The sequence below is a fragment of the Leucothrix pacifica genome, assembly GCF_003172875.1.
GTDB lineage: Bacteria > Pseudomonadota > Gammaproteobacteria > Thiotrichales > Thiotrichaceae > Leucothrix > Leucothrix pacifica.
In genome coordinates this window covers 30,196-43,195 of sequence record NZ_QGKM01000052.1, presented here as the reverse complement: position 1 = coordinate 43,195, position 13,000 = coordinate 30,196, and the positions used below count along the sequence as shown (strand labels likewise).

Sequence of the window (13,000 nt, the reverse complement as noted above, 5' to 3'; positions counted from 1 at the left end):
ACATTTTACACATGCTATACATGCGCATGATGTAAAAAATTCATCATCAAAAAAGCCCGGCAGAGGATGACCTGTCGGGCTTTTTTTGAAAGCAGCGATAGATTTACATTGATTCGATCTTCGCTAATTGCTGTTGCAATTGCTCCAAAGCGACCTGTTGCTCATCCGCTTGTTTCTGAACCTGAGCGACAACATTAGCCGGTGCTTTGTCAGTAAATGCCGGATTGTTTAAGCGCCCCATTACACCTTGCAGCTGCTTATTGATTTTCTCAATTTCGCGAGTCAGACGCGCTGTTTCCGCATCCTTATCAATCAGCCCGGCCAGAGGAATCAGAATCTGCATTTCTCCAACTAAAGCGGTGGCTGAGTCTGGTGCATCTGAATCACTATTTAACCATTCAACCGATTTAATCTTAGCTAGTGACAGGATTTCTCGAGAATATTGCTCAAACTGCTGCTGATCAGTATCAGACCAGTTATTCAGCAGTACAGGGAGTGTTTTACCCGGCTTGATATCCATTTCCGAACGAATCTTACGAATGCCTATAATGAACTGCTGTGCCCATTCCATACCTTGCTGTGCTGCTTCATCAATCAATGTTGCATCCGCTTCAGGATAGGATTGCAGCATGATCGTGTCGTGATTAATTTCAAGCAGAGATTTGATTGACTGCCAAATCTCTTCGGTGATGTATGGCATGATTGGGTGCAGCAGGCGTAAGATAGACTCAAACACACTTACAAGTGTATGTCGCGTACCATGCTTTGCGGCATCACTCACATCATCTGCAAACAGAACAGGTTTGGATAGCTCTAAATACCAATCGCAATACTCATGCCATGTGAATTCATAAAGTGCCTTGGCCGCAAGATCAAAGCGATACTTTTCAAAGTGCTCTGCAACTTCCGTCGCTGTACTTTGAAGGCGTGACACAATCCAGCGATCTGCCTGAGATAGCTCACGATCCGGGTTGTTAAGACCGATATCTTTGTCTTCAGTCTGCATCATCACATAGCGTGCGGCATTCCAAAGCTTATTACAGAAGTTACGGTAGCCTTCGATTCGTTGCAGGTCAAAACGCACATCACGGCCTGTTGAGGCCAGCGCAGCAAAGGTAAAGCGCAATGCATCGGTACCAAATGCCGGAATACCCTCAGGGAATTGGCGCTTAGTCGCTTTCGCAATACTGTCTTTCTTATGATCTTGCATCAGGTTGCTGGTACGTTTTTCCAGCAAATCAGGCAGGCTGATACCTTGAATGACATCCAATGGGTCAATGACATTACCTTTGGATTTAGACATTTTCTGGCCTTCGGCATCACGCACCAAGCCATGAATATAGACCTCTTTGAACGGTACTTCGCCATCCATAAATTTGAGGCCAAACATAATCATTCTGGCAACCCAGAAGAATATAATATCAAAGCCGGTCACCAATACATTAGTTGGATACCAAGTCTTGAGGGCGTCCGTTTGATCAGGCCAGCCTAAAGTAGAGAAGGGCCATAGGGCAGATGAGAACCAGGTATCCAATACATCATCATCTTGTCTAAGCGTCGTATCAGCGGCTAAGTTGTATTTTTCGCGAACGATGTCAGCTGTTTTACCCACATAAACTTTGCCAGAATCGTCATACCAAGCCGGAATACGATGTCCCCACCACAATTGACGGGAAATACACCAGTCCTGAATATCATTCATCCAGCTGTAGTACATGTTTTTGTAGTTGTCAGGAACGAACTTAATACGGCCGGTTTCAACTGCTTCGATAGCAGGCTCTGCCAATGGCGTGATTTTTACATACCACTGATCTGTCAGGTACGGCTCAACAACGGTGCCGGAGCGATCGCCACGCGGTACCATGAGAGTGTGGTCTTTGATCTCATCGAGCAGCCCCAGTTTGTCCAGATCAGCAACAATCACTTTACGGGCTTCAAAACGATCTAAACCACGGTATTCCAGTGGGCAATCGTCGTTGATCTCAGCACTGTCAGTGAAGATGTTAATCATTTCAAGGTCATGACGCTTACCGACTTCATAGTCATTAAAGTCATGAGCAGGAGTGATCTTTACACAACCCGTCCCTTTTTCAGGATCAGCATAATCATCGCCAACAATTGGAATCAGACGACCCACTAACGGAAGCTTTATGAACTTACCGATCAGGTGCTGATAACGAGAATCTTCAGGATGAACTGCAACACCGGTATCACCCAGCATGGTTTCTGGTCGGGTGGTTGCAACGATTAAGTGTTCATCAGTGGCGTTGCCTTGCTCATCCGCCAGTGGGTAGCGGAAGTGCCACATGTGACCATTTTCTTCTTCGTTGAGTACTTCAAGGTCAGAAAGGGCAGTGTGTAGAACTGTATCCCAGTTGACCAAACGCTTGCCACGATAAATCAGACCTTCATCGTATAGACGCTCAAATACATCGCCGACGGCTTCTGATAAGCCATCGTCCATAGTGAAGCGTTCGCGTGACCAGTCTGGTGACGCGCCTAAACGACGCAACTGCTGCGTGATCGTACCGCCAGATTCTTCTTTCCACTCCCAGACACGTTTAACAAAATCTTCGCGTCCAAGATCGTGGCGTGTTTGTCCGGCAGCGTTGAGCTGACGTTCCACCACCATTTGTGTGGCGATACCCGCATGGTCGGTACCTGGTTGCCAAAGCGTATTATCACCTTTCATACGGTGATAACGAATCAGCGAATCCATAATGGTATCCTGGAATGCATGACCCATGTGCAGCGTTCCCGTCACATTAGGTGGCGGAATCATGATGCAGTATGGGTCGCCTTCGCCTGCTGGTTGAAAATAGCCCTGAGATTCCCAGTGCTGGTACCAACGTTGCTCAATGTCCTGTGGGTTATACGTTTTATCCATGCGAATACAGTCTGATAGTCATCTTGAAAGGGGCGAATTATAGCCCGAATCACGGCTTAACGGCACTGCTTATTCACATGTCACACATTGCAATTTCAGAAAACGGATTTTTTAATATTCATTAAAAACGAGCAATGGCGAAATAATCGCTTTTTTACGAAAGTTCTTTGAAATCTTCCGGTTCTTTTTTGTGCTTACCTTTGATCTTTTTGCGGGGAGGAATTCTCCCTCGGTTTGCTTCTTCACGGATGGCATAGGCGCGACTTTGCGAACCCATTGTATCTTGTCCGATGGCGGATTCTAGTTCGTCAATTCTTGAGTTGAGTGCATCTACGTAGCTACTGTTTCCGGACGCCTTCGATTGTTGTCTGAGTCGGGGATTACCAGGCACAACAAGGTCCGATACAACAGGGATATAGCCAGATGATTTCGATGGGGGAGTCGACATCTCTGTAATTCCTTATAATTGGTAGTACTTCAAAGTATACCCCCTATCTCGATAATAGGCATATCTTTTGCGACCATCGGTCAAAATATCGGGGGTTTGATCAAGAATCTCTCCCATTCTCTCGAATCGGGAAAAAAACTTGGGTTGCTCATTCGATAGATTAATTAAGTAGTCACAGTTTTGATTTGGTTCAAAATCATGCGCAATGATTACGCGTTCCTGATCGGCATTGTCGGCTAATGCATGAGGAATGAAGCTGCTAGGGTGCCATGTCCATAGCAGATCATCCAGCTGACGCGAAGTACTCTCAGAGTCAGTATGGATATGAACATGATAGCCTTTATCAAACGCTTTTTGAGTAACGCGGCAGGCTAAGATAAGCCTGTCGCGCAAGGTGTTATTTTTACCGACGTAAAAACTAATTTCTGTCATTTCACCTGATCGATCAAGAATTGGGTAAGAAGCGGGACAGGGCGGCCGGTTGCATCTTTGCCTTGCCATGCGGTTCCGGCAATGTCTAAGTGAGCCCAGCGGTAATCTTTAGTGAAGTGTCCAAGGAAGCAAGCCGCCGTTATGGTACCTGCTGACTTACCACCGATGTTACCGATATCTGCATGTGCGCTTTTCAGTAATTTTTGATAGTCATCATTCATTGGTAACTGCCATGCCTGATCACCAATGCTTTTGCCGGATGCCATAATCTCATCAGCCAGTGATTGATCATTCGCTAATACCGCGCAGATCTCGTGACCCAATGCCACAATGCACGCACCTGTTAGTGTAGCGATATCAATCACCAAACGCGGCTCGTATTTGCCGACGTAGGTTAGGGCGTCACACAGCACTAAGCGGCCTTCCGCATCTGTATTCAGCACTTCGATCGTTTTGCCAGACATTGACTTAACGATATCACCCGGCTTAGTTGCGCGTGAGCTTGGCATGTTTTCAGCAGCAGCCAGCACACCAACAACGTTAATTGGTAGTTTCATTTCAGCACAGGCTTTGATGGTACCGAGTACGCTGGCAGCACCGACCATGTCGAACTTCATTTCATCCATGCTTGCGCCAGGCTTTAATGAAATACCACCGGTATCAAAAGTCACACCTTTACCGACAAGAGCAACCGGCGCCTGGTCATCTGCAGCGCCTTTATATTGAATGATCACCATTTTACCGGGCTGATCACTTCCTTTACTCACAGACATGAAAGAACCCATACCAAGCTTTTCCATATCGGCTTCTTCAAGCACTTCAACGTTTAGTGAGCTAAATGTCTTTGCCATATCCATTGCTGTTTCAGCCAAGTAGGAAGGCGTAGCCACATTACCCGGCTGGTTCGACAGATCACGCGATAATTCACAACCTAAGGCCATACCGCTGGCGTGATTAAGCGCCTCGTCTAAACCGTCTACGTCACTGCTAAAGGCGAAAGTCAGTGTTTGCGACGGAACTTCAGCATTGTGATCTGACTTGTGAAGTGTGAATTTGTAGTTGCTGTCAGAAGCGGCTAATACACCTTGAGCAATCGTTGCACCGGCTTGGTCAGCCAGATCATCAGCAAGGTAGCTATAAATCGTGCCGATGGACTGATTGGATAAGCTTTTTAGTGCAGTCTTAGTGGCTTTGTTCACCGCGAACGCATCAAACGACTCTTTTTCACCCACACCAACGAGCAAAATACGCTTCGCATTAATGCCATCAGCTTGATAAAGCATCTGTGTTTCACCAGCTTTACCTGTAAAATCATCGAAGCTTAAGCAATTCGTAATAGCACCCTGTGATGCTTGATCAACAGCATCTGCCGCATCAGATAATTGTTTGTCTTGATAGACAGCGAGAAATAAGCAATCACCTTCAGCCTGAGGTGCGGGAAGGTTACTAATAGTCGAATAATTCATGAAGCTTCCATTTTAGATTGTTGTTAGTGTGTTTTATTGTGCCACGTTTTACGAGAACATGGCCATTTCCAGGATCGCAAAAAAGTTAAATGTTCCATGCAGAATGATAGGAACGAGTAATGAGCCGCTGGCAATGCGTGAAGCAGACAATACAATACCGAGTATAAAAATACTGATCAGATCAAATGCGCCGTATTGTGTGTGGATAATTGCCCAGGTTGCTGATGTAAAACCAATCGCAACACCAGTTCCTAAATGACTTTGCTGAATACCGGTAAACAGAAAGCCACGAAATAGTGTTTCTTCAAAGATGGGTGCCACGATGACGATTGCGATAATGAGCAGAATAATATTGTCTGTGCTATCCCATATGCGCTGCATAAAGTCCGAGCTTTCAGGAGACAGCACTGACGAAACCAATGCCAACAGAATGGTGAATGCGGCTAACACCGCCAACCAACTCAGTAAGTCTCTCTTTTGAAAGCGGTAGAGCTTTAGATGTTCAACGGGTGATACATTTCGCAGGTGAACCAGCAAGACGATGAACAGGGTTGTTAAGGTACCGCTGATAATTTCCAGATAGCTCAGTACTCTGGCGTCATACACCAGTGACTTCATAGTGTCTGTCATTGCTTTGGCGTCTGCTGCGTTGCCCAGTTGAGCTCTGGCAAAGTGTTGCAATAAGGAACTCTGAAGAAAGATATAGACCACCAGCACCAGCAGTCCCAATGATAATGTCTGGAACAGGGTAATAGCGGGTTGTGGTGAATCCGGCGTCTGCATTACTTCAGATCGGCAATATAGGTACGTGACACTTTGTCGTGCCAGGTCTGTTTCTTCTTATCGACAATCATCCATAGGTAGCCAGCACCCAGCGGTATCCAGCTGATAATGGCATAGCAAAAACGGAAAAATGCCTGGCCCCATGTAATTCGGATATTCGTTTCACCAACCAGTTTCAGCTTCCACGCTCTCATGCCTAATGTTTGGCCGCCATGCGTCCAGAACCAACCGTAAAAAACAAAACTCAGGAACAACAAGTATGGAAAGAACATTTTAGCAACCGGGCTGCCGGCTTCAACACTGTCTATACTAAAGATCGTCATGACGACAACCATGCTAAAGAAACCAACGACCATCACGAAAGATAAGGCAAGCATGAAGTCGTAAAACATGGCACCTAGGCGCTTCATAAAACTTGCGGCTTTGAAGTCTTCAATCATTAGCGTGGCTCTGCAGTTAAGAAATTCTTCAGCATGTCATGGCCATGTTCACTGAGGATTGATTCCGGATGAAACTGTACACCCTCCACATCCAGTGTCTTATGTCTGACACCCATAATTTCATCAATAGTACCATCTGGTTTTTCGGTCCAGGCAGTGATTTCAAGACAGTCAGGAAGGCTGCTTTTTTCAATCACCAATGAGTGGTAACGGGTGGCTGTAAAGGGATTTGACAGGCCTGAAAAAACGCCCACATCGAGGTGATGTATCGGTGACGTTTTACCATGCATGATCTCAGCTGCCCGAATCACATTTCCGCCAAATGCCTGACCGATAGCCTGATGACCGAGACATACACCAAATAATGGTATTTTGCCTGCAAACTCATGAATCGTTTCCAAAGAAACGCCTGCTTCAGAAGGAGTACAAGGCCCGGGAGAGAGCATAATGCGCTCCGGTGCCATTTCCTTAATATCATTAATCGTAATCTGGTCATTACGATGCACTTCAACATCAGCGCCTAACTCGCCCAGATACTGTACAAGGTTGTAGGTGAAGGAGTCATAGTTATCAATCATTAAAATCATGCTGTTGCTCCTTGGTCACGGTCAAGATTATCAAGGCCATTGCTGACTTCAGCGACAGCGGTAAATATCGCGCGTGCCTTATTCATGGTTTCGTCCCACTCAGATTGTGGCACGGAGTCATAAACAATGCCTGCGCCTGCCTGAATGTGGAGTGTTTCATCCTTAATAACCGCAGTTCGGATCGCGATAGCGGTATCCATATTACCGTTCCATGATAAGTAACCGACCGCGCCGGAATAGACGCCACGCTTTGTCGGCTCAAGCTCGGCAATGATTTCCATCGCACGTATCTTAGGTGCGCCACTAACGGTGCCAGCAGGGAAGGTTGCGCGTAGCACATCCATCGCACTCATGCCTTTTTTGAGATCACCCGTCACATTCGACACGATGTGCATTACGTGTGAGTAACGCTCAACACACATTTTTTCGGTGAGTTGTACGCTACCAATCTCACTAACACGCCCGGCATCATTGCGACCCAGATCAATCAACATCAGATGTTCTGCCAGTTCTTTGGGGTCAGCTAATAACTCTTTTTCTAATTTCAGATCTTGCTCGTCATCCTTGCCACGACGTCGTGTACCTGCAATGGGTCTGACCGTGACTTCATCATCTTCTAGCCGCACTAAAATCTCAGGTGAGGAGCCAACAATCTGGAAGCTGCTCAATTGCAGGAAGTACATATAAGGTGATGGATTCAGGCTACGCAGTGTGCGATATAGATCCAGTGCGCGCGCCTTAAATGGAATACTTAGACGCTGTGACAACACAACCTGCATGATGTCACCACTACAGATGTACTCGCGTGCTTCACTAACGGCTTCTTTAAACTTTTCTTCAGTGAATTCAGAGACAAAATCTGATTCGGTAACTTCCTGCTGCGAGACAGGGCGGTCAAGCGGGTAGCTGAAAGGCTCACGTAGCTGTTGGTGGAGTTCTGTAAGACGTTGCTGAGCAGAATCATAACCATCAGCATCCGCATGAACGATCAGATAGAGTTTGCCACTGAGGTTATCAAACACCACTACCTCATTGGATACCATTAGTAAAATGTCTGGTGTATCGATCGGGTCAGCATTTTTTAGTTTAGCTAGTTTTGGTTCGATATAACCGATGGTTTCGTAACCAAAATAACCAACTAATCCACCGGTGAAGCGAGGTAGTTCAGGTACGTCAGGGATTTTACAGGCAGTTTGTTTCTCTTCCACCCATGCCAGTGGATCGTCTACCTGAAATGATTCGGTGACCTCATCATTGAGTCGTATCTCAACCGTATTCTCACGGATATGGATTGTCTCGTTACAAGGCAAGCCTATAATTGAGTAGCGACCCCATTTTTCTCCGCCCTGAACAGATTCAAACAGATAGGAGTATGGGCCATTGGCCAATTTGAGGTAAGTGCTGAGTGGCGTATCGAGGTCTGCCAATACTTCGCGAACGAGTGGTACACGCTGATAACCTTGCGCGATGCAAGCCTGAAAAGTCTCTTTTAACATGTGTATAAACCTGTAAAAAACATATAACTGTGGGTGATCCGGCCGTATTAAGGGAGCTTCACCATCGCCAATGTTTGTACAGATTTAATAACATGATATAAGTATTGAGTTGATTGCTCATGAGTCTAACTTTTCCGATCAATGATGTCACGTTCAAAAATGCCCTGTGATTATACGCTAGCCAGCTGTTCGCGGAAGGCTTTGCAGATGGAATCATAATGGTTCGGGTCATCCTGATTCGCGGCGCCAAAAATAGCAGAGCCTGCCACGAAGGTATCAGCACCAGCGGCCTTAATCTCTGCGATATTATCTGCTTTCACGCCACCATCGATTTCAAGACGGATGTCTAAGCCAGAGTCATCGATGCGCTTACGCGCTTGCTTGAGTTTTTGTAGTGTGCCGGGAATGAACTGTTGACCACCAAAGCCCGGATTCACTGACATCAGCAGAATCATGTCCACCTTGTCCATCACATAATCCAGTACATCCAGTGGTGTAGCTGGATTAAACACTAAGCCCGACTTACATCCCAAGCTACGAATCAGTTGCAAACTGCGATCGACGTGCTCAGAGCTTTCCGGGTGAAACGTGATGTAGCTGGCGCCGGCATTAGCAAAATCCGGAATGATGCGGTCCACCGGCTTAACCATGAGGTGAACATCTATATCCGCGGTTACACCATGTTTGCGCAATGCTTCACACACCAACGGGCCAATAGTCAGATTTGGTACGTAGTGGTTGTCCATTACATCAAAGTGCACCATGTCTGCACCAGAACGTAATACGTTATCAACTTCTTCGCCCAAGCGAGCAAAGTCAGCAGAAAGAATAGAAGGTGAGATCAGATCGGTCTGGCGTGCCATGTTTTAGCCTGAAGATTTTAAAAGAGGCTAATGTACTAGAAATGCTGAATCATTGCATCGCTGAAAACAAAAAAGGCAACCCGAGGGCTGCCTTTGATACTGAACTATTAGATGATTGCTTACAGAGTATCTAACTCAATACCCAAGCTCATTGTTGTTACATCACTTTCACGGTCTCCGGCAGTCTTAACATCTGAGATGTTTTCCCACTCTGCACGAATCTTCATGTTTTCGTTCATGCGAACTTTGGCACCAAAGCCGTAGGTCAGGCTGATACCATCTTCGTCATTGTCAGAGTTATCAGCACTCCAGCTTGCAGCACCAATTTTACCCAGTGCCTGTACTGAGTCATTTACATCGTATGTACCAACAGCGTTGATAGCCAGAGCAGAAATTTCTGAAGTTTCAGTGCCTGCATCTGTGGTGCGGTTGATGTCGCCAATGCTGGTATAGCTTACTTCAGCGTCAAGCATATCGTTGATTTTGTAACCACCATAAACTTTCCAGGATGTGTCTTCATTGTTGCAATCACCTGCTGTGCCACAGAAGCCGTCGAGCTCTGATTGGCCGAATGCGCCACCGAAGAATACATCTTCAAAGAAATCACCACCTTCGCTACCAGAATTATCAAATAATCCGGCGTGTGCAGGAAGTGCTGTTAATAGAGGAAATAAAGCAGAAGCTAAACCAATTTTAGTAATTGTTTTCATGGTCGGGGATCCAATTGTAAGGGGTTATTGTTGTTGTTTTATTTATACCAGCTCTGGTCGTTGCCAGAATCTGAATAATAAACCAACCTCTTGTGATGTAAATATAACTTGGATAAACGGATCGACCACTAATCGTAGTTTTTATTGGATCAGTGCCTGCTCACGAAGCTTGGCAATTTCATCACGAGTCTTGGCGGCGGCCTCAAACTCCAGATTTTTAGCTTGTTCAAACATTTCTTTTTCTAGCTTAGCCATCATTTTGACCGCTTTGTCAGGTGTCAATGAATGGTAATCTGCTGCTGGCTCAGCCACTTTACGGGTTCGCTCGCCTCGTTTTCTTGAGCTACCTTGACTGTAGGCACCTTCCATGATGTCGGCGATGCGCTTCTTAATAGTCTTGGGGGTGATGCCGTATTCTTCATTATGAGCGATTTGTTTAGTACGACGTCGTTCCGTCTCATCTAAAGCGGCCTGCATGGAGTTAGTAATGCGATCAGCATATAAAATAGCCTGTCCCTGAGCATTTCGGGCGGCACGACCGATGGTTTGGATCAACGAACGCTCCGAACGTAAGAAGCCTTCTTTATCAGCATCTAAGATCGCGACTAAACTCACCTCAGGCATATCCAAACCCTCACGGAGTAAGTTGATACCCACCAACGCATCGAACTCACCGAGTCGTAAGTCACGAATAATTTCCACACGTTCAACGGTGTCGATATCAGAATGTAGGTATCGCACCCTAATGTCATGATCCATTAAGTAATCTGTCAGGTCTTCAGCCATCCGCTTCGTCAGTGTCGTAATCAATACTCGTTCGTTCTTCGCTGCACGCAAGGTGATTTCTGACATCACGTCATCAACCTGAGAGGCGACGGGGCGGATTTCAACCGTTGGGTCGATCAGACCGGTAGGGCGCACCACTTGCTCGGCCACATTGTCGCTATGCTCATTTTCATAATTCCCCGGTGTCGCAGATACATGAATCGCTTGCGGGATGAGTCGTTCAAATTCTTCGAATTGTAGCGGTCGATTATCCAGAGCAGACGGTAGCCGGAAACCATAGTCCACCAAATTATTCTTTCGCGAACGGTCACCCTTATACATGGCACCGATTTGTGGAACAGTAGCGTGTGATTCATCGATGACGACCAACGCATTGGGTGGTAGGTAGTCAAATAAACAGGGCGGTGGCGCGCCTGCGGGTCTTCCCGACAAATACCGAGAGTAGTTTTCAATGCCCGAGCAATAGCCGACTTCCATAATCATTTCGATATCGTACAGCGTACGTTCCTGAAGGCGTTGCGCTTCAACCAATCGACCATTATCTCTCAGGTTTTGTAAACGCTCGCGCAGCTCGTCTTTAATTTTATCAACGGCCTCGAGCAATGTGTCGCGAGGTGTTACATAATGGGTCTTAGGGTAAATAGTGAGTCTGGGAACTTTTCTCAAGACTTCACCCGTCAGTGGGTCAAAATAACTGAGTTGCTCTACTTCATCGTCAAACAGCTCGATACGTACCGCTTCCAAATCTGAGTCAGCGGGATGCACATCAATCACTTCGCCACGTACTCTATAAGTACCACGTGACAGCTCAATGTCGTTACGCGAGTATTGTAATTCAGCAAGTCGTCTCAAGATGCTACGTTGATCAATCTGCTCACCCCGGTCGAGATGTAACATCATTTTCAGATAGGATTCCGGATTACCCAAACCATAGATGGCTGATACGGTCGCCACGATGATGACGTCACGGCGTTCAATCATCGCCTTAGTCGCGGACAGACGCATTTGTTCGATGTGATCGTTTACCGAGGCATCTTTTTCAATATAGACACCAGAGGAGGGCACATAAGCCTCTGGTTGGTAGTAGTCATAATAGGAAACGAAATATTCCACAGCATTGTCAGGAAAAAACTCTTTCATCTCACCATAGAGCTGTGCGGCTAGCGTTTTATTGTGTGCCATTAATATCGTCGGACGCTGAGTCTGTTCAATGATATTGGCAATGGTGAAGGTTTTTCCGGAGCCGGTGACCCCGAGTAATGTTTGATGCAGCAGTCCGTCATTGAGCCCTTCAACCAGCGATGCAATGGCTGTCGGCTGGTCTCCGGCAGGCTTGTAGTCAGTATGTATCTTGAATTCTGTTGCCATATTCGCATGCTCTGGCCAGGCTCATACATTCGTCGGAAATGAAATGATCCTCGCGGACTCTGTGTTAGGATTGAAAGCAATACTAACAATTATAACCCCCAATATCATGACTTCAATTAAGCTAATTGCTTTGACTCTTCTTTTGACCAGTAGCGTTGCTCAGGCAAGCCTGTACCGTTGGGTTGATGAGAATGGCAAAGTGCATTTCTCCGATAAAGTACCGCCGTCTATGGCTCAAAAGGGCCACACATCGCTGAACAAGAATGGTGTGGAGTCGCAACGAGTTGTTTCTGCAGAAGAACTAAAACAGAAAAAGCAGGAAGAGCAGAAAGAAGTTGCGTTGGAAGAAGAAAAAACCGAAGCAAAACTGGCAGAAGAAGAGCAGAAGCGTCAGGATGATCAGTTGTTAGCGACTTATGAAAATCGTGATGAAATCATTGCTGCTTATCAAAAGAAACTGTCTCTACTAGACCAGAGTATCGGAATTTTATCGGCAAGGGATGAGAGCCTGAGTCAGAAGTTGGTTCGCTTATCAAAGCAGCGCAAGTCTACGAAGGAAGAAATGTCACGTCTGACTTTAAGTATGCAAATTGAGAACACCCATGAAAGTCTGCAGGAGTATCGTAAGGCGATTAAAATCAATCAGTCTGACCGTGAAATCATGCTCGATCAATACCGTGAAACGTTAACCCGGTTTGATAAGCTCACCAGAGCTGATCGTTAAATTTTAGCGC

The 13,000-nt window shown here is 46.1% G+C and carries 12 protein-coding genes; 1 reads left to right on the top strand and 11 read right to left on the bottom strand.

The features are described from left to right. Window positions 1-103: 103 nt before the first annotated feature. The 11 genes from DKW60_RS16080 to uvrB all read right to left on the bottom strand — a co-directional run bounded on the left by DKW60_RS16080 (window position 104) and on the right by uvrB (window position 12,266). The gene (locus tag DKW60_RS16080) at window positions 104-2,887 is read right to left on the bottom strand and encodes a valine--tRNA ligase (protein WP_109838683.1); all 2,784 of its coding nucleotides are present in this window, start codon (window positions 2,885-2,887) and stop codon (window positions 104-106) included. A gap of 154 nt (window positions 2,888-3,041) precedes the next feature. Further along, window positions 3,042-3,335, bottom strand: coding sequence for a hypothetical protein (locus tag DKW60_RS16075; protein WP_109838682.1), 294 nt, complete (start codon window positions 3,333-3,335; stop codon window positions 3,042-3,044). A 12-nt stretch (window positions 3,336-3,347) separates the two neighbouring features. Further along, window positions 3,348-3,767 carry a DNA polymerase III subunit chi gene (locus DKW60_RS16070; RefSeq protein WP_109838681.1) on the bottom strand — a complete coding sequence of 140 codons (420 nt, stop codon included), beginning with the start codon at window positions 3,765-3,767 and terminating at the stop codon, window positions 3,348-3,350. Then, complete coding sequence (locus DKW60_RS16065; RefSeq protein WP_109838680.1) at window positions 3,764-5,233, bottom strand: leucyl aminopeptidase; 1,470 nt, start codon at window positions 5,231-5,233, stop codon at window positions 3,764-3,766. Before DKW60_RS16065 ends, DKW60_RS16070 begins: the two co-directional genes overlap by 4 nt. Window positions 5,234-5,281: 48 nt before the next feature. Next, window positions 5,282-6,016, bottom strand: a complete 735-nt coding sequence (locus tag DKW60_RS16060; protein ID WP_109838679.1) for a CPBP family intramembrane glutamic endopeptidase — start codon at window positions 6,014-6,016, stop codon at window positions 5,282-5,284. Next, a complete protein-coding gene (locus DKW60_RS16055; protein ID WP_109838678.1) occupies window positions 6,016-6,456 on the bottom strand; it encodes an RDD family protein in 441 nt (146 codons plus the stop codon). The genes DKW60_RS16060 and DKW60_RS16055 overlap by 1 nt, the downstream gene beginning before the upstream one ends. Continuing rightward, entirely contained in the window at window positions 6,456-7,043 is a 588-nt protein-coding gene (locus tag DKW60_RS16050; protein ID WP_109838677.1) for an anthranilate synthase component II, read from the bottom strand. The genes DKW60_RS16055 and DKW60_RS16050 overlap by 1 nt, the downstream gene beginning before the upstream one ends. After that, window positions 7,040-8,539 carry an anthranilate synthase component I gene (gene trpE / locus DKW60_RS16045; protein ID WP_109838676.1) on the bottom strand — a complete coding sequence of 500 codons (1,500 nt, stop codon included), beginning with the start codon at window positions 8,537-8,539 and terminating at the stop codon, window positions 7,040-7,042. The genes DKW60_RS16050 and trpE overlap by 4 nt, the downstream gene beginning before the upstream one ends. A 170-nt stretch (window positions 8,540-8,709) precedes the next feature. Further along, window positions 8,710-9,402 carry a ribulose-phosphate 3-epimerase gene (gene rpe, locus DKW60_RS16040; protein ID WP_109838675.1) on the bottom strand — a complete coding sequence of 231 codons (693 nt, stop codon included), beginning with the start codon at window positions 9,400-9,402 and terminating at the stop codon, window positions 8,710-8,712. Window positions 9,403-9,521: 119 nt separating this feature from the next. Continuing rightward, window positions 9,522-10,112 (bottom strand): outer membrane beta-barrel protein, encoded by a 591-nt coding sequence (locus tag DKW60_RS16035; RefSeq protein WP_109838674.1) that lies wholly within the window; start codon window positions 10,110-10,112, stop codon window positions 9,522-9,524. 141 nt (window positions 10,113-10,253) lie between these two features. Further along, window positions 10,254-12,266: an excinuclease ABC subunit UvrB gene (gene uvrB / locus DKW60_RS16030; RefSeq protein ID WP_109838673.1), complete on the bottom strand. Its 2,013-nt coding sequence runs from the start codon at window positions 12,264-12,266 to the stop codon at window positions 10,254-10,256. 130 nt (window positions 12,267-12,396) lie between these two features. On the opposite strand from uvrB, the gene DKW60_RS16025 reads away from it, so the two are divergent. Next, window positions 12,397-12,990 (top strand): DUF4124 domain-containing protein, encoded by a 594-nt coding sequence (locus tag DKW60_RS16025; RefSeq protein WP_181389744.1) that lies wholly within the window; start codon window positions 12,397-12,399, stop codon window positions 12,988-12,990. The last annotated feature ends 10 nt before the right edge of the window (window positions 12,991-13,000 follow it).